The organism is Naumannella halotolerans, from assembly GCF_004364645.1.
GTDB lineage: Bacteria > Actinomycetota > Actinomycetes > Propionibacteriales > Propionibacteriaceae > Naumannella > Naumannella halotolerans.
Genome location: NZ_SOAW01000001.1, coordinates 318062 through 333727 on the forward strand (window position 1 = coordinate 318062; position 15666 = coordinate 333727).

The 15666-nt window shown below is 67.4% G+C and carries 18 protein-coding genes; 8 read left to right on the forward strand and 10 right to left on the reverse strand.

The genetic code is table 11. The features are described from left to right. Nucleotides 1-125 precede the first annotated feature (125 nt). A complete protein-coding gene (gene glnA, locus CLV29_RS01510; RefSeq protein WP_133753323.1) occupies nt 126-1547 on the reverse strand; it encodes a type I glutamate--ammonia ligase in 1422 nt (473 codons plus the stop codon). Between the two features lie 234 nt (nt 1548-1781). Between glnA and CLV29_RS01515 the strand changes: the two genes are divergently transcribed. Both CLV29_RS01515 and CLV29_RS01520 read left to right on the forward strand, forming a co-directional pair. Further along, nucleotides 1782-2213: an RDD family protein gene (locus CLV29_RS01515; RefSeq protein ID WP_133753324.1), complete on the forward strand. Its 432-nt coding sequence runs from the start codon at nt 1782-1784 to the stop codon at nt 2211-2213. Further along, nucleotides 2210-3121 carry a DUF2797 domain-containing protein gene (locus CLV29_RS01520; protein ID WP_166649094.1) on the forward strand — a complete coding sequence of 304 codons (912 nt, stop codon included), beginning with the start codon at nt 2210-2212 and terminating at the stop codon, nt 3119-3121. The genes CLV29_RS01515 and CLV29_RS01520 overlap by 4 nt, the downstream gene beginning before the upstream one ends. Nucleotides 3122-3200: 79 nt before the next feature. Here CLV29_RS01520 and CLV29_RS01525 read toward each other — a convergent pair whose 3' ends face one another. Beyond that, nucleotides 3201-4187, reverse strand: a complete 987-nt coding sequence (locus CLV29_RS01525; RefSeq protein ID WP_243831660.1) for an iron-siderophore ABC transporter substrate-binding protein — start codon at nt 4185-4187, stop codon at nt 3201-3203. 84 nt (nt 4188-4271) lie between these two features. Between CLV29_RS01525 and CLV29_RS01530 the strand changes: the two genes are divergently transcribed. Both CLV29_RS01530 and CLV29_RS01535 read left to right on the forward strand, forming a co-directional pair. After that, nucleotides 4272-5255, forward strand: coding sequence for a FecCD family ABC transporter permease (locus CLV29_RS01530; protein ID WP_243831661.1), 984 nt, complete (start codon nt 4272-4274; stop codon nt 5253-5255). 204 nt (nt 5256-5459) lie between these two features. Next, complete coding sequence (locus tag CLV29_RS01535; protein WP_208292710.1) at nt 5460-5636, forward strand: hypothetical protein; 177 nt, start codon at nt 5460-5462, stop codon at nt 5634-5636. An 81-nt stretch (nt 5637-5717) separates the two neighbouring features. Here the strand turns inward: CLV29_RS01535 and CLV29_RS01540 are convergent, their stop codons facing one another. From CLV29_RS01540 to CLV29_RS01550, 3 genes are all read right to left on the reverse strand, one after another. Continuing rightward, a complete protein-coding gene (locus CLV29_RS01540; RefSeq protein WP_133753327.1) occupies nt 5718-6662 on the reverse strand; it encodes a cation diffusion facilitator family transporter in 945 nt (314 codons plus the stop codon). Further along, nucleotides 6662-7168 carry an ArsR/SmtB family transcription factor gene (locus CLV29_RS01545; protein WP_133754956.1) on the reverse strand — a complete coding sequence of 169 codons (507 nt, stop codon included), beginning with the start codon at nt 7166-7168 and terminating at the stop codon, nt 6662-6664. The genes CLV29_RS01540 and CLV29_RS01545 overlap by 1 nt, the downstream gene beginning before the upstream one ends. A 100-nt stretch (nt 7169-7268) precedes the next feature. After that, a complete protein-coding gene (locus CLV29_RS01550) occupies nt 7269-8639 on the reverse strand; it encodes an NAD-dependent succinate-semialdehyde dehydrogenase (protein WP_133753328.1) in 1371 nt (456 codons plus the stop codon). A gap of 156 nt (nt 8640-8795) precedes the next feature. Between CLV29_RS01550 and CLV29_RS01555 the strand changes: the two genes are divergently transcribed. Beyond that, nucleotides 8796-9584 (forward strand): SGNH/GDSL hydrolase family protein, encoded by a 789-nt coding sequence (locus CLV29_RS01555; protein WP_208292711.1) that lies wholly within the window; start codon nt 8796-8798, stop codon nt 9582-9584. A 164-nt stretch (nt 9585-9748) separates the two neighbouring features. Here CLV29_RS01555 and CLV29_RS01560 read toward each other — a convergent pair whose 3' ends face one another. The 4 genes from CLV29_RS01560 to CLV29_RS01575 all read right to left on the reverse strand — a co-directional run bounded on the left by CLV29_RS01560 (nt 9749) and on the right by CLV29_RS01575 (nt 13047). Beyond that, nucleotides 9749-10519, reverse strand: coding sequence for a DUF4191 domain-containing protein (locus CLV29_RS01560; protein WP_243831845.1), 771 nt, complete (start codon nt 10517-10519; stop codon nt 9749-9751). A gap of 85 nt (nt 10520-10604) precedes the next feature. Beyond that, nucleotides 10605-11576, reverse strand: coding sequence for a lipoyl synthase (gene lipA, locus CLV29_RS01565; protein ID WP_133753329.1), 972 nt, complete (start codon nt 11574-11576; stop codon nt 10605-10607). Between the two features lie 88 nt (nt 11577-11664). Continuing rightward, nucleotides 11665-12360, reverse strand: coding sequence for a lipoyl(octanoyl) transferase LipB (lipB, locus tag CLV29_RS01570; protein ID WP_133753330.1), 696 nt, complete (start codon nt 12358-12360; stop codon nt 11665-11667). A 72-nt stretch (nt 12361-12432) separates the two neighbouring features. Continuing rightward, nucleotides 12433-13047 carry a TetR/AcrR family transcriptional regulator gene (locus tag CLV29_RS01575; RefSeq protein WP_133753331.1) on the reverse strand — a complete coding sequence of 205 codons (615 nt, stop codon included), beginning with the start codon at nt 13045-13047 and terminating at the stop codon, nt 12433-12435. 115 nt (nt 13048-13162) lie between these two features. On the opposite strand from CLV29_RS01575, the gene CLV29_RS01580 reads away from it, so the two are divergent. The 3 genes from CLV29_RS01580 to CLV29_RS01590 all read left to right on the forward strand — a co-directional run bounded on the left by CLV29_RS01580 (nt 13163) and on the right by CLV29_RS01590 (nt 15076). After that, nucleotides 13163-13573, forward strand: coding sequence for a hypothetical protein (locus CLV29_RS01580; RefSeq protein WP_133753332.1), 411 nt, complete (start codon nt 13163-13165; stop codon nt 13571-13573). Beyond that, nucleotides 13570-14043, forward strand: coding sequence for an anthrone oxygenase family protein (locus CLV29_RS01585; RefSeq protein ID WP_133753333.1), 474 nt, complete (start codon nt 13570-13572; stop codon nt 14041-14043). The genes CLV29_RS01580 and CLV29_RS01585 overlap by 4 nt, the downstream gene beginning before the upstream one ends. Before the next feature lie 106 nt (nt 14044-14149). Continuing rightward, nucleotides 14150-15076 carry an endonuclease/exonuclease/phosphatase family protein gene (locus tag CLV29_RS01590; RefSeq protein ID WP_133753334.1) on the forward strand — a complete coding sequence of 309 codons (927 nt, stop codon included), beginning with the start codon at nt 14150-14152 and terminating at the stop codon, nt 15074-15076. A gap of 65 nt (nt 15077-15141) precedes the next feature. On the opposite strand, the gene CLV29_RS01595 is transcribed toward CLV29_RS01590, so the two are convergent. Continuing rightward, nucleotides 15142-15594, reverse strand: a complete 453-nt coding sequence (locus CLV29_RS01595; RefSeq protein WP_133753335.1) for an SRPBCC family protein — start codon at nt 15592-15594, stop codon at nt 15142-15144. Nucleotides 15595-15666: the final 72 nt, after the last annotated feature.

The window sequence follows — 15666 nt, forward strand, 5'->3', positions numbered from 1 at the left end:
AACGACACGGGCCGCCATCACTGTGATGGCGGCCCATGCGGCCGTGAAGCCTGAGGCTTCTGCGGCCAATTTGCGGCCAAACGGAGGAAAGGTCGTGCGTTTCCCCAGTCTGGCGCTGGCTGTTGTCAGATGTTGTAGTACAGGTCGAACTCGTAAGGGGTCGGACGCAGACGCGCACCGTCGATCTCGCCGCGCTTGAGGTCGACCCACTGGGCGATCAGGTCCGGGGTGAACACGTCACCGGCGGTCAGGAAGTCGTGGTCGGCCTCCAGGGAGTCGAGCACGGCCGGCAGCGACGCCGGAACCTCGGGCACCGAGATGCCCTCCTCGGCCTCCAGCTCGTACAGGTCGCGATCGGAGGGCTCGCCCGGATCGATCTTGTTGATGATGCCGTCGATGCCGGCCATCAACATGGCCGAGAAGGCCAGGTACGGGTTGGCCGACGGGTCGGGGCAACGGAACTCGATGCGCTTGGCCTTCGGGTTCGGGCCGGTCAGCGGGATCCGGATACAGGCCGAACGGTTCCGCTGGCTGTAGGCCAGCTTCACCGGAGCCTCGAAGCCCGGCACCAGACGGTGGTAGGAGTTCAAGCTCGGGTTGGTGAAGGCCAGCAGCGACGGAGCGTGCTTCAGGATGCCGCCGATGTAGTAGCGGGCGGTGTCGGACAGGTTGGCGTAACCGGACTCGTCGAAGAACAGCGGCTCACCGTTGTTCCAGATCGAGGAGTGGCAGTGCATACCCGAACCGTTGTCACCGAAGATCGGCTTCGGCATGAAGGTGGCGGTCTTGCCGTTGGCGAAGGCGGTGTTCTTCACCAGGTACTTGAACTTCATGACGTTGTCGGCGCTGGTCAGCAGCTCGTCGAAGCGCCAGTTGATCTCCGCCTGACCGGCGGTGCCGACCTCGTGGTGGGCGCGCTCGACGACCAGGCCGGTAGCCTCCATGTGCTTCACGATCTCATCGCGCAGATCACCGAAGTGGTCGTAGGGCGCCACCGGGAAGTAGCCGCTCTTGTAGCCGACCTTGTAGCCCAGGTTGCGGCCGTCCTCGTCGGCACCGGTGTTCCAGGCGCCGGCCACGGAGTTGATCTTGTAGACCGCGGAGTTCGGGGTGGTGTCGTACTGCACGCTGTCGAAGACGTAGAACTCGGCCTCGGGAGCGAAGAACGCGGTGTCACCGATGCCGGTGGTCGACAGGTACGCCTGAGCCTTCTTCGCGATGTTCCGCGGGTCCCGGCTGTAGGGCTCCTTGGTGATCGGATCGTGGACGAAGAAGTTCACCACCAGGGTCTTGGCGATCCGGAACGGGTCGAGGTAGGCGGTGGTCGGATCCGGGAACAGCGACATGTCCGACTCGTGGATCTTCTGGAAGCCGGTGATCGACGAACCGTCGAAGGCCAGGCCGTCCTCGAACACCTCCGGCCCGAACGAACCGGCCGGCACCGTGAAGTGCTGCATCACGCCCGGCAGGTCACAGAACCGGACATCGACAACCTCGATGCCCTCGTCCTTGATGTAGGCCAACAGGTCTTCCGAACTCGTGAACATCTGCCCTCCACAGCAACTTGGTCATACCGGATGAACCGGCGGTCAGGGCAAGGCTAGGCAGAGGCGGTTTCCCTGCCGTTGCGCCCATGTTTCAGCGACGTTACACGGCCGCGCAGAGCCTGTGGTGGCGCGGTTCTGCGTCGTGGAAACCGGTTGCCCGATCCGTGGGACGGCGGCCCGATCGGGTGGATTCTGCTTTGGCCGGGCCTCGGTCGCCGAACTACTGTGGAGCCGATGAACGCGCAGGCTACCCCGAAACCGGAGCAATGGCCCGGCCAGCAACTGGGACTACCCGAGTCGGGAACCGGCGCATTGGCCAGCTGGGGACAGCGGATCGCCGCCCTGATCATGGACTGGGCGACCTGCACCCTGCTCGCCTTCGCCGTCCTCGGTTCGGAGGTGATCTACGGCCAGGGGTGGGAACGGTTCGCGGTACTGATCACCTTCTTCCTCGAGTCCGCCGTCCTGTCCGCACTCGCCGGTGGATCCTTCGGGCAGTTGCTGGCCCGGATCGCCGTGATCCGCCTGGATGGGGAGCAGCTCGGATGGCGGGCCGTACCCCGCGCACTGCTGGTCAGCCTCGCGCTGCCCGCATTGATCATCGGCCCTCACCGTCGTGGCCTGCAGGACCTCCTCTGCGACACGGTGGTCGTCCGTCGCCGATGAAGCCTGCCCAGCTGCCGGCACCGGGGGAGTGGCTGGTCCACGGGGTTCGGCTCGACGCAACCCGCCGTCCGGTGCTGCTGGCCGAGAGTCGGGGTCACTTCGTCGAATGGCCGCTGACCGGACGCCAGCTGGGTTTCCGGGTGAGTTCACCCGAGCGCTGGTGCCTCGGTCACCGGGACACCGACGGCAACCGGATCGCCTGCCCCGACACGGCGACCGTGATCACCGGTCAACGCTGCGCGCGGTGCGAGGCGGCGGATCCGTACCGCTGGATGCATATCGTGCATCGCAGTGCCTTCCTGGGCCCGCACTTGCGCGCGCAGGTGATGCAACCGCACTGGCTGTACGTGGCAAGTTTCGGCCCGCGCCTGCACAAGGTGGGCACCGCCGTACAGGGACGACAGTGGACCAGGGTCGCCGAACAGGGAGCCTTGCTCGCCGGTTACCTCGCCGTGGCCGACGACGGGATCGAGGTCAGACGGCTGGAGGATCTGGTGAGCGCCCGCACCGCCCTCGGCCAGGTGGTACGGCCGGCGGCCAAGTCGGCGGCACTTGTGGCAGGCGCCACCCCGGAGTCGACCAGGGCCGGACACGATCGGTTGATCACCGAGGCCCGTGCCCTGCTCAGGGCGGAGACGACTGCTGCGGTGATCGACGAGCAATGGATCGCCGACCCGGATCCGGCTCCGATGCTCGCCGGTCACATCCTTCACGCCTATCCGTACTCATTGGCTGAGGGGGCACATGGATTCGAGATCATCTGTGTGCTCGGAAGCTCTGCACTGGTTCGGCTGCAGGGCGACGAGGACGACACCTTCGTCGTCGACCTCACCCACCTGACGGGACGCCGGATCGTCACCGCCTCGATCGCCACCACGGCACCGGCGGTGCAGAACGGATTGTTCTGAGACCGCGAACCGGCCCCGGTGTGCGAGGGATCTCGACACTGCCGGGGCCGGTTGCGTGATCGTCACCGGACCATGCGGGTCACTGTGCCGGTACGGCCTCCTCCAGCTTCGGTACCAACTGCTCCAGGGCGTACCGCTGCGAGACCGGTGTGCCGAGTGAGTAGGCCTGGGAAAGGTCGTCATCGAGGACGATCGCCCGGCCGTCCTCGACGGCGGGGATGGCCTGCCAACTCGGGTCGTCGGTGATCTCGGTCGCCTCCACCCAGATCGGAAAGGCGACGATCACATCGGCGTCGAGCAGGTTGAGCTGCTCCTCGGACACGTCGACACTGAAGCCGGTGTCGCTCGGCGGCAGCGCCTCTACCTGCGGGTTCTGCACGAACCCGAGCTTCTTCATGAAGGCCACCCGGCTGTCCTCCAGATAGGCTCCCCAGCCGTCGGCGGTACGGGCGACCGCGCTGACGGTCTTGCCCTCCCACTCCGGATGGGCGGCCGCGGCATCGGCGAACGCCTGCTCGGTCTCGGCCAGCATCCGCTCTCCGGCCTCGGCCTCACCCAGGGCGGTGGCGATCATGGTCACCTGCTGTTCGGCATCGGTCAGGTAGTTGTCACCACCCTCGGGTACGCCGATGGTGGGTGCGATTGAGGAGAGCCGGTCATAGCCTTCCTGATCACCGGAGCTGCGGACGTCCAAGATCAGATCCGGATCGAGTGCTGCCACGGCCTCGTAGGACAACTCCAAGGTGCCGAGGATCTCCGGTGGGGTGTCGTACAGTCCGGCCGACCAGGGGCCGACGCCCTCCCCGCCGAAGGACAACCAGTCCGATGCCCCGACCGGCTGCACTCCCAGGTTGAGGGCGATCTCGGCATCACCCCAGCCCAGGGCGACCACTCGTTCGGGCTTGTCCTCGACGACCACGTCGCCGAACTTCGTACCCACCGTGGCCGGGAATCCCGCAGCGACATCGCCGTCATCGCCACCGGTGTCGGTGTCACCTGAGGAGCAGCCGGTGAGAAGCATGGCTGCGGCAACGAGTGCCACCGAGGGCGTGGCAAGTCTGATCATCATTTCCCTCGTGTGCTGGCCGAAAACTGTGTGAGCCTAAACTAAGCCGGTGCCCGAGTCCACGACGCCCGCACGAGGCAGCGGTTGATCTTGTTGGTGGTCAGTGTGGCGGCACTCGTCGTCGCCATCGGGCTCAGCCTGGCCATCGGGACGCGTCCGGTCCCACCGCACGTGGTGCTGGACGTGATCCTGGGACGGCCGGTCGACCCGCAGGACTACCACGCGGTTGCGGTGCTGCGGTTCCCGCGGACGGTCGTCGGTCTGCTCGCCGGAATCGGGCTCGGAGTCGCCGGCGCGGTGATGCAGGCGTTGACCCGCAACCCGTTGGCCGATCCCGGTCTGCTGGGGGTCACCGCCGGTGCCTCCTTCTTCGTGGCGATCGCGGTCTCGGCTCTCGGTGTCGGCTCACCGGCCGCCTACACCTCGTTCGCGCTCGCCGGTGCGCTGGTCGCCGCGGTCGCCGTGGCGCTGATCGGCGGCTCGCGGGGGAAGGGCATCGACCCGATCCGGCTGACCCTGGCCGGTGTCGCGCTGACAGCGGTCCTGACCGGCACCGTCTCGGCGATCCGGGCGGCGGCCCCGCGTACCTTCAATGCGATGCTGACCTGGGAGATCGGGTCCCTGGTCAACCGCGGCTGGGATGTGATCATCCCGATCGGCCCGGTGATCTTGGTCGGTACGCTGCTCGCCTTCTTCATCTCCGGCCGGTTGAACACGATGGCCATGGGTGATGATCTTGCCACCACGCTCGGTACCTCGGTCGCCGGTACGCGGGTGCTGGCGGTACTTGCGGTGGCCGCCCTGGCCGGCGGAGCGACAGCCATCGCCGGCCCCATCTCCTTCGTCGGCCTGATGGTGCCCCACATCGTGCGCAGGTTCTCCGGGGGCGACCAACGCTGGATCATCGGTATCAGCGTGCTGCTCTCCCCGGTGCTGCTGCTGTTGTCCGATGTGCTCGGCAGACTCGTGCTCTGGCCCGGTGAGATGGCCGTCGGCGTGGTCACCGCGTTCCTCGGTGCACCGTTGCTGATCGCGATCATCCGGCAGAAGAAGGTGATCGCACTGTGAGCTCCACCGCCGATGCCACCACGCCCACCGGACGGCCGGTGGAGAGTCTGCGCGAACGGCAGCTGCGGCGTCGCCGACTCGTGCTGCTGGGGCTGGTCATCGCCACCGCGGCGTTGATGATCTTCGCGTTGAGTCTGGGCGATTATCCGATGCCGCTGCTCGACGTCCTGCGTGCCCTGACCGGTACGTCCGGTTTCGACTGCGATGAAGGCGGGGCAGAAGATCGCCGAGGGCACCCCCGAGGAGATCGTCACCGCCGAGAACGTCGAGCGGGTCTTCGGACTGCGGTGTGTGGTGATCCCCGACCCGCTGACGGGCAGCCCGATGGTCGTACCGCACAGTGCTGCCACGGGCGGAGAACAGCGGCCCGATCTGCGCTGAGCGTTGGCGTCGCTTCTTCTGCAGCAATGGCCCCCCGCAGGCACGTCAGGGGGCCGTTCCTGCGGGAGAGATCGCGGAGGGTCAGGCGTGGCGGGCCTCGGTCGGCTCGCGTTCGCTGAGGTGCTGGGTCTCGATCTGGAACGTCGAATGGGTGATGGAGACCTCGAAGTGTTCGGCCACACAGCGCTGGATCGACTCCAGGATCTCCGGGGCGTGGCCGTCGCCGAAGCAGCGTTCCTCCACCACCACATGTGCGGTGATGGTCGGCAGTCCGGTCGCGACGGTGGAGGCGTGCAGGTCGTGCACCCCCTTCACGTGCGGCAGCGCTTCGATGTGGCTGCGTACCTGTTCGAGGTCCAGGCCGGCGGGGGTGAACTCCATCAGCACGCCCAAGGTCTCCTTCATGATCACCAAGGCCCGGGGAACGATCAGCACGGCGATGAAGAGGCCGGCCAGTGCGTCGGCGCGCATGAAGCCGGTGGTCCAGATGACGATCGCGGCGATGATCACGCCGATCGAGCCGAGCGCGTCATTCAACACCTCGAGGAAGGCGGCGCGCATGTTGAAGTTGTCCTTGCGGCCCGAGGCCAGCACGGCGACGGCGACCAGATTGGCCAGCAGACCGATCACGCCGAAGATCAACAACTCCGATCCCGGTATCTCCGGTGGGGCGAACAATCGGCGGACACCCTCGATCGCGGTGTACAGGCCGACCACGATCAGCAGGGTCGCCTGACCGAGCGCGGCGATCACCTCGATCCGGCGGAAACCCCAGGTACGCTTCGCAGTCGGCGGGCGGAGCATCATGGTGGCGGCGATCAGCGCGACCAACAGCCCACTGGCATCGGCCAGCGCATGGGCGGTGTCGGTGAGCAGCGCCAAGCTACCGGTGATCACTGCACCGACCGCCTGGGCGAGGACGATCGTCGCGGTCAGGCCGAAGGCGATCGCCAGCTTCCGGCGAGCCCCCGGGGTCCGTGCCTCGGCCGATCCATGATCATGCCCGTGCGAATGTCCGGCGCCCATCAGGCATTCTCCAAACTGCTGCCGAACCCCTCCGGGTTGCGCTCACCGGTGCCGAGGTCCGCGGCGTCGAGTAGGTCGCTGTCGAGCTGATCGGCGTGGCCCGACGCGGTGCGGCCCGATGCGGTGTGGCGGCCCGACGCCCGATTCTCGGCGACGTCGCTCGACTGCAGGTGGCTGCACAACTGCAGCCGGGCGCCGGTGGGGGACAGGATCCGCTCGGCGGAACCGAACAATGCCTGCAGATCCTCGCTGTTGCTCAGTCGGTACATGGTCGCCCGCCCGGCAGGTCGGCTGGTGACCAGGCCGCAGTCCTTCAGGAACGCCAGGTGGGCGCTGATGGTCGACTGGGCCAGGCCGAGGTGTTCGACCAGATCCCGTACGCGGTGCCCACCCAGGGTCAGGTGTTGCACGATGGTCAACCTGGTGGGGTCGGAGAGTGCGCCGAAGAGGTGGGCATACACCGCCGTCGCGGCAGGATCAATGCGGAACACCGTCGGCTTATTCATCGTCACATGGCGATGATATCGCTGTTGAGCGAATCTTCAATGCCTGCGGGTCGAGCCCCGTTCCGCCCCGGCGTCCCAACGACCCGGGGCGATGCACCGTTCAGGCAGGAACCACCCGGATCAACTTCCGGTTGACGAACTCCCCGATGCCGTAGCGACCCAGCTCCCGGCCGAAACCGGAACGCTTGATCCCGCCGAAGATCAACTCCGCACCCTCGGCGCCGACGGCATTGACGAAGACCATCCCGGCGGCCAGCGCATCGGCCACCCGCAGTGCCTGGGCATCGTCGGTGGTGAAGACATAGGAGCCCAGGCCATAGGGGGTGTCATTGGCCAGAGCAACCGCCTCCTCCTCCGACGACACCTTGAACAGCATCGCCACCGGCCCGAAGAACTCCTCGGTGTAGGCATCCTGCTCCGGTGTCACGCCGGTCAGCACCGTCGGCGGGAAGAAGTTCCCCTGGGCCCTGCCGTCACCACTGATCTGTGCGCCCTGGTCGACCGCCCGGTCGACCTGCTCCTGCAGGCGCTGGGTCGCTGCGGCCGACGACAGCGGGCCGAGCTCGGTCTCCGGGGAGGTCGGATCGCCCGGGGTGACCGCGGTGAACTTCTCGGTGAACTTCGCGGCGAAGTCGTCGTAGAGGTCCTCGGCGACGATGAACCGCTTGGCGGCATTGCAGGCCTGGCCGCTGTTGTCCAGACGTGCGGCCATACCCGCCTCGACCGCGGCATCGAGATCGTCGGTCGAGAGCAGGATGAACGGATCCGAACCGCCCAGTTCCAGCACCACCTTCTTCAGATTGCGGCCGGCGACCTCGGCCACGGCGGCTCCCGCCCGGGCCGATCCGGTCACCGAGACCGCCTCCACCCGAGGATCGGCGATCACCTCCGCGATCTGGTCATTGGTGGCGAAGATGTTGGTGTAGACCCCGGCGGGAAGGCCGGCGTCGTCGAAGATCTCCTGCAGCGCCGTCGCCGATTTCGGGCACTGCGGTGCGTGCTTGAGCAGGATCGCATTACCGGCCACCAGGTTGGGCCCGGCGAAACGGGCGACCTGGTAGTACGGGAAGTTCCACGGCATGATCCCCAGCAGGACGCCGAAAGGAGCTTGGCGGATGATGGCCGAACCCTCACCCTCCAGCAGCTTCACCGGCTCGTCGGCCAGGAACTCCGGTCCGTTCTCGGCGTAGTACTCATGGATCGCCACGCAGAAGTCGACCTCCCCGAGCGCCTGCTCGAGCGGTTTGCCCATCTCCTCGACGATGATCGCCGCCAGCTCGTCGCGTCGCTCGGTGTGCAACTCGGCGACCCGGGCGATCACCTTGGCGCGCTCGGCCACCGGCGTTCTCGCCCACTCCTTCTGCGCGGCGGCAGCGCCGGCAATGGCGTCGGCGAGCTCGCTGTCGGTGATGGTCGGATACTCGGCGACGGTCTCGCCGGTTGCCGGGTTGATCACTGCGTAGTCGGACATTTCCAGCCTCCTGATTGGGCCCCGATGACTCGGCAGTGCGGCGGACAGGGAGTGGCTCCGCGCCGTCGAGTCCATCGTTCCACATCGGGTCCGCCTGCGTCCGGTCGGCGGCGACCGTCCTCCCGGCAGGCGGCGCTCGGTGTCTAGGCTGGAGCGGTGGATCGGGAGCAGGCTACGGACGAGGTCATTCGGTACGCCGCGATCGGCGACAGCTTCACCGAGGGGATCGGTGACGAGGGACCCGAGGGGCCGGTCGGCTGGGCCGACCGGGTGGCCGCCCGATTGGCCGATGACCATGACCTGCTCTACGCCAACTTCGCGGTCCGGGGCCGCCGCCTGGATGCGGTGATCGATGAGCAGGTGCCGGCCGCGCTCTCCTTGGACCCGCCGCCGACCATGATCACCTTCTGTGCCGGCGGCAATGACCTGCTGCGCCCACGGTTCACCCCTGAGCAGGCGGCAGCCCGGGTGGAGGAGGTCGTGGTGAGGTTCCGCCGAGCGGGTGTGCAGGTGGTCCTGGTGAGCAGCGCCGACCCCTCGGGCGGACTGCCGATGGGCCGCCTGGTACGGGCCCGCGGTGATCACTACGCGCGGCTGATCGGTGACCTCGCCGCCCGGCAGCGGGTGAAGTTCGTCGACATCTCCCACGACCTCGAGACCGCGCGGGCGCAGTACTGGTCGGCGGATCGGTTGCACCTGAACAGCGACGGGCACCGGCGGGTTGCCGCACTCGTCCTGCGCGGACTCGGGATCGACCCCGATGTCGAGCCGTCGGTGGCAGCACCTCGGCGCCGCGGAAGCACCCTCAGTTTCACCCGCCGACACTTCGCGCCCTGGGTGTGGCGGCGGGTCCGGGGTCGGTCGTCCGGTGACGGCCGGCAGGGCAAGCGGGTGCAGTGGAGCCGTCCGGGCGCCGTCCTCGGGCCGAGGGAGTCCTCGGTCTGAGATCGGGCGGGTCGGTGGTGTCGTCGAGCGGCGTCACCGATCGCGTGATCCGCGCCCACTGATCCGGTCGTCCGGCTCACTGACAGGCCGCTGGCAACGGGACAGCCCCGACCCGCCCGGGAACGCCGAACGCCGCCCCGATCCCGGAGCGGCGTTCGCGGACCTCAGCGGCCGCGCATTCCCTGGCGCATACCCTTCATCGACGTGGGTACGGGACCCTTCGGCATCGGCAGCTTGGGTCGGATGCTGTCCAGGGCCTTCAACCGCGAGCGGACCTCGGCGACCTCGTGCGACTGCAGCTTCTTCGGCAGCTTCTTGATGTGATCGGCCAGCTTGTCCAGCGGCACCAGGCCTTCGCGCTCACCCATCACGACGGTGGTCACCGGCACCTCGTAGGCGATCTTCTGGTGCTTCTTCGCCTCGCTGGCCAGCAACTGCCGTACCCGTCCCGGTTCGCCCTCACCGATCAGCACGATTCCGGCCGGTCCGACGGTACGGTGCACCGCATCCATCTGCCTGTTGGCGGCGATCGCCGGGGTGGACAGCCACTTCTTCTTGGGCAGCATCGACAACGCGACCTCGGCCGAACCGGTCTGCCCGGCATAGCGCTTGAAGGTGGCCTTCTTGGTCTGGTTGACCAGGACGAACATCGCCAGCGGCAGACCGACGAACAGCCCGAGCAGGCCCAGCCACAGCATCTGGTCGACGAACCAGCCGATCAGCAGACCGATCACGATCGGCAGTACAAAGGCCCCGAGCAGCATCCAGGGCAGCGCCGGCTGGTACTCCTTGGTGACCTTGTAGGCCTCCTTGATCTGCCGGAACGTGCCCATGTCGGCAGGGTTGTTCGACTTCCGGCGGCGCTCCTTCGCGGCCTTGCGAGCCGCCTTCTGCTGGTTCTCCAGCTCTTTGGCGCGCTGCTTGGCCTCGTTCACGGCCTGCCGGACCTCGGCGCGGCTCTTCTTCTGCGGCTGGGTGCTGCTCACGGTCTCAGTCGATCTCTCGGTGTTTCAGGACTTCTCAGTCGGTGCGGGAATCCATCGCCTGACGGTACAGCCGACCGGCCCGGTACGACGAACGCACCAGCGGGCCGCTCATCACCCCGGAGTAGCCGATCTCGGTGGCCTCGGCAGCCATCTCGTCGAACTCCTGGGGCTCCACCCAACGCTCGATCGGGTGGTGGCGCGGGGAGGGGCGCAGGTACTGGGTGATGGTGATGATCTCGGCCCCGGCGGCGTGCAGATCCTGCAGTGCCTCGGTGACCTCCTGGCGGGTCTCACCCATGCCCAGGATCAGGTTGGTCTTGGTGACCAGGCCGAACTCGCGGCTCCAGCGCAGCACGTCCAGCGAACGCTCGTAGCGGAAACCGGGCCGGATCCGCTTGAAGATCCGGGGGACGGTCTCCACATTGTGGGCGAAGACCTCCGGCCGGGTCTCGAAGATCTGGGTCAGGTAGTCCCGGTTGCCGGAGAAGTCGGGGGCGAGCATCTCCACCCCCACACCGGGGTTGAGTTCGTGGATCTTCCGGATGGTCTCGGCGTAGAGCCATGCACCCTCGTCGGGCAGGTCGTCACGGCAGACGCCGGTCACCGTGGCGTAGCGCAGTCCCATCTTCTGCACCGACTCGGCCACCCGTACCGGTTCCCCGGAGTCGAAGTCGGCCGGTTTGCCGGTGTCGATCTGGCAGAAGTCGCAGCGCCGGGTGCACTGGTCCCCGCCGATCAGGAAGGTCGCCTCGCGATCCTCCCAACACTCGAAGATGTTCGGGCAACCGGCGGACTGGCAGACCGTGTGCAGGTCCTCGTCCTTCACCAGGTTGGTGAGCTCGCGGTACTCCGGACCCATCTTCGCGGTGGTCTTGATCCACGACGGTTTCTTCTCGATGGGGACCTGGGAGTTCCGCACTTCGAGGCGGAGCAGCTTGCGTCCTTGCGGGAGGGTCGTCACCGAAGGAAGTCTACCGGGCTTGCCGAAGCGATGTGTCCGGCCCATGATCCGGGTGCGTGCAGGCTGCTGTGCCGCCGGCCGGTGAGCCCGGAATCGTGCGTTCGCGTGCAGCAGACGCGGGGGAGTGTCGTGCTCAGCCGACGGCGTGGGCGGTGTCGGTCCGGACGGCTCCGGCTGGGTCGTGTTCGGCGAAGGCGAGGGCGGTACGCAGGTGGGTGGTCAGCAACGGTGCCACCTCGGCCACCTCCACCGGGCGCCGCAGTTCCTGGCCGATCGAGGTCACCGCGGCGTCGGAGATGCCGCAGGGGATCATGTTCGCGAACCATCGCATGTCCGGGTCGACGTTGATCGCCAACCCGTGCATGGTCGTGTTCGCGGCGACCCGGATGCCGACCTGGCCGAGCTTGCGGTCCGGGCCGATGCCGTCACCGAGGATCCAGACCCCCGATCGCCCCTCCACCCGGGTGGCGTCGAGGTCGAGGTCGGCGAGGGTGTCCAGCATCGCCTGCTCCAGCCGGCGGACGTAGTCGACGACCCGTACCGATTCGTTGAGCCGGACGATCGGGTACGCGACCAGCTGGCCCGGGCCGTGCCAGGTGATCTTGCCACCGCGATCGACGTCGATCACCGGCGTACCGTCGAACGGCAGGTCCTGGGGCTGGGTGCGCTTGCCGGCGGTGTAGACCGAGGGATGCTGTACCAGCAGGACCGTGGGGCCCCGCTCACCGGCGGCGACCTGGGCGTGGATCTCGCGTTGGAGTTGCCAGGCCGACTGGTAGTCGGTCAGTTCACCGCGCTCGATGCCCAGATCGGGAAACTCCAGTGTCATGGCCCTCAGCCTACGCCTTGGCTCCGACCGCCGGATCGGGGCTCAGTCGGTTGCCCGTGACCGGATCGGGGTTCAGTCGGTTGCCCGTGACCGGAGCAGGCGGTCGAGGGTGTCGCGGATCAGTTCCTGCCCGCCATCCTCGGCCAGATCGGGCAGGTTCCCACTCACCGCCAAGGTGGCCAGGCCGTGGGCCAGACTCCAGGCGGCGAGCAGCGCGGGTTCGGTGGTCGGGCGGGGGCGCGCGTCATCGGGAGGGGGCTGCCCGGCCCCGGGGGTACGGGGTGATGTCGGGCCGAACTCCGCGGACTCCTCGGCTGCCCGGATCAGGGCATCGGCCAGGGCGTTCTGGGCGGCCTGCAGGGCCGGGTCGTCGGCGTCGACCAGCTGGGGCGCGAACATCACCTGGAAATGTGCCGGGTGGCTCAGGGCGAAATTGACGTAGGCGATACCGCTCTGCAGCAGGTCCGGCGCTTCGTCCAGTGCGGTGGTGAGCTCGTGGTGTCCCTGGACGGCGAGCGCTGTGAGCAGACCGCGGCGGCCTCCGAAATGATGCCTGGCGGCGGCGTGGGTGACGTCGAGATCGCGTGCGAGTGCGCGCAGGTTGAGGCTGTCCATGCCATTGGCGGTGATCGCCGCGGCTGCGGCGCTCAGGAAGGCGCCGCGCAGATCCTCGTGGTGATAGGGCACGGCCGGAACTTACCACCGGAAAGTTCTTCGGGAAAGGCTCCTGCGGAACTGTCTTTCCAGTGGTAACTTTCCAATGGAAAGCGGCGTCTGTCGCACGAGACCCAAAGGAGTGACCATGTCCTCAGCACTCGCCATCACCGCCGGAGCGGTCCTGCTGACCGTGATCGGAATCGCCTACGGCGGCACCTTCCTGCTGCAGGTCGGCGCAGGGAAGGTGGGCACCAACGATTTGCAGAAGAAGTTCTTCCGGGCCGGACATGCCCACGCCGGGGTGTTGGTGATCCTCGGTCTGGTGGTCGAGTTGTACCTCGACCTGGCCCGCGTGGCGCCCCTGTGGCGGGGGTTGGGGGCAGGGGTCCTGTACTCGGCGATCCTGATCCCGGCCGGCTTCTTCCTGTCCGTGCTCGGTCGTGATCCAGCCCGCCCGGGGCGGTTGATGATCCTGCTCTGGCTCGGTGTGGCCTCGCTGGTGATCGGCCTGGTGTCGGCAGCGATCGGACTGATCACCGTGGGGGTCTCGGCATGATCGGGGTGTTCGCGACCGGTCTGCTCGGGGCCATGGCGATCGTGATCACCGGATTCGTGGCCTGCACCGAGTTCGGTTCCTACGCCTTCGTCCACCCGGTGCTTCGTCGGCTGCCGGAGAAGCAGTGGCTGCAGGTGGAGCAGGGTTTGCTCGGTACCTTCGGCAAGGTGATGCCGATCGGGATGATCATCTCGGTGATCCTGGCGATCGTGCTGCTGGTCGACGCCTGGGGCGGTCCGGTGCTGGGGGTGGTGATGACCGGTCTGGCCACCATCTGCTTCGTGGTCACGGTGCTCTGCACCGTACGGGTGAACGTACCGATCAATCTGGCCACCGCGCGGATCCCGATGGACCGTCCGCCGGCCGACTGGCGGGCAATGCGCGCCAGATGGGAAGTCTTCCAAGCGCTTCGTTCCTGGTTGATGCTCGGCGGCTTCGCCGCCATCACGGTGGCCGTGGTATCTGCCTGAGGAACCGGGGAGCCCGGCCACGACCGGGACCGGGGGAGTCGCGGCGTCGGCTCGCAGCGCCTCTCACAAGGGACCCGGCTGGCAATCGCGTCTATAGTGGTCTGCGATGTCCAGCCCTTCCTCGCGCCGCCGTGGTGGCACCGTCGTACTGCTCCTCGGACTGGCGCTGGCTGCGCTGTTGCTCGGACACGAGTTCCTGCCCGAGGAGGCCGGGATCGCCCTGGCCGTGGAGAGCGCATTGCCTTGGGTGTGGGTACTGATCGCGATCCTGCTGCTGGTGGCTCTGGTCCGCCGCTCGGTGCTGAGCGTGATCGGCTTCGTCGTCCCGGCTCTGGTCTGGGGCCTGATGTTCGGTCCGAGCCTGCGTCCCCAGGCGGGCGGGGAGCCGGATCTGCTGGTGGCCACCCAGAATGTCGGTGCCCGACTGCCGCAGCCGACGGCCACGGCCGAGGAACTGATCGCCACCGGTGCCGATCTGATCGCGGTGCAGGAGATCGATTCCCTGTCCGGGGAGATCATCGTCGAGCGCCTGGATCAGGAGTACGCCTACTCCTCGACAGTCGGCACCGTCGGTCTCTGGTCCGACCTGCCGTTCGAGGTGGATCGAGACGCCGGCCTGGAAAGCCCCAATTCACGTTCCCTGGTCGCCGATGTGCAGACCGACCTGGGTCCGGTACGGGTGCACGTGGTGCACCTGCCCTCGGTCCGCCCCGGTGCCGAGGAGCGGCGCAACACCGCACTGTCCGAGCTCGCCGACGACATCGAGTCCGAGGATGCCGAGCGGGTCATCGTGGTGGGTGACCTGAACACCGCGACCACCGATCGCCGCTTCGACCTGCTGTCCGATCAGCTCACCGACACCCGGGTCGCCGTCGGCGGCGGCTTCGGATTCACCTGGCCGGCGATCTTCCCCCTCACCCGGCCCGATCACGTGCTGGTGAAGGGTCTCGAACCGGTCAGCGACCAGGTTCTCGATCGCGGGACCAGTGACCACCGCGCGGTGGTCGCAGGGCTCAGCTCCGACGAGGGCTGAGGGCGCCGACACGCAGGACGCCGCCGTACCCCAGACACAGGTACGGCGGCGCAGCGACTCGCCGATCAGACCGCGGCGGCCAGCTTGTTCAGTGAGTCGTCGAGCTGCTCGGCACTGACCAAGGGAAACAGTGGGGTCAGCTTCGGATCGGTCACCGCCGACCAGTCGTAGGTCAGTCGCACGGTGGTCGCATCCGGGCCGTCGGCCTCCAGCTCCCACAGCCACTCCCAGCCGGGCGGTTCGGTACCGGCAGGTGCGGTCTTCCAGGCCAGCAGCTTGTTCTTCGCGTACCCGGACACGTGGTTGTCGGTCTTGTAGTCACCGCCCATGTGATCACCGCTCATGTTGAAGGTGAACACCTGCCCGACCTCGCTGATCCGGTCACCGTGTTCGAGGCTGACGATGAAACCCGATCCGTCGAGCTCGAGATGCCTCTCGGGGTTGCTCAGGATGTCGAAGAGGGCATCGGTGGGGGCATCGATGGACCGTTCGACAGTGATCTTCTTGTCATCGCTCATCCCCCCAGTCTGCCAACTCCGGCTCGGGCGGTAACCGGTGGGGAGGGGGTACGACGAAGGGCCGGTCCCGGA

Bases quoted from the DNA above. Each gene is read 5' to 3' on its own strand.
- CLV29_RS01520 (WP_166649094.1), top strand. From the start codon at position 2,210: ATGAAGCCTGCCCAGCTGCCGGCACCGGGGGAGTGGCTGGTCCACGGG.
- CLV29_RS01540 (WP_133753327.1), bottom strand. From the start codon at position 6,662: ATGGGCGCCGGACATTCGCACGGGCATGATCATGGATCGGCCGAGGCA.
- CLV29_RS01525 (WP_243831660.1), bottom strand. From the start codon at position 4,187: ATGATCAGACTTGCCACGCCCTCGGTGGCACTCGTTGCCGCAGCCATG.
- glnA (WP_133753323.1), bottom strand. From the start codon at position 1,547: ATGTTCACGAGTTCGGAAGACCTGTTGGCCTACATCAAGGACGAGGGC.
- lipB (WP_133753330.1), bottom strand. From the start codon at position 12,360: ATGACACTGGAGTTTCCCGATCTGGGCATCGAGCGCGGTGAACTGACC.
- CLV29_RS01580 (WP_133753332.1), top strand. From the start codon at position 13,163: ATGTCCTCAGCACTCGCCATCACCGCCGGAGCGGTCCTGCTGACCGTG.
- CLV29_RS01545 (WP_133754956.1), bottom strand. From the start codon at position 7,168: ATGAATAAGCCGACGGTGTTCCGCATTGATCCTGCCGCGACGGCGGTG.
- CLV29_RS01595 (WP_133753335.1), bottom strand. From the start codon at position 15,594: ATGAGCGATGACAAGAAGATCACTGTCGAACGGTCCATCGATGCCCCC.
- CLV29_RS01590 (WP_133753334.1), top strand. From the start codon at position 14,150: ATGTCCAGCCCTTCCTCGCGCCGCCGTGGTGGCACCGTCGTACTGCTC.
- CLV29_RS01515 (WP_133753324.1), top strand. From the start codon at position 1,782: ATGAACGCGCAGGCTACCCCGAAACCGGAGCAATGGCCCGGCCAGCAA.
- CLV29_RS01550 (WP_133753328.1), bottom strand. From the start codon at position 8,639: ATGTCCGACTACGCAGTGATCAACCCGGCAACCGGCGAGACCGTCGCC.
- lipA (WP_133753329.1), bottom strand. From the start codon at position 11,576: ATGGGCCGGACACATCGCTTCGGCAAGCCCGGTAGACTTCCTTCGGTG.
- CLV29_RS01535 (WP_208292710.1), top strand. From the start codon at position 5,460: ATGAAGGCGGGGCAGAAGATCGCCGAGGGCACCCCCGAGGAGATCGTC.
- CLV29_RS01585 (WP_133753333.1), top strand. From the start codon at position 13,570: ATGATCGGGGTGTTCGCGACCGGTCTGCTCGGGGCCATGGCGATCGTG.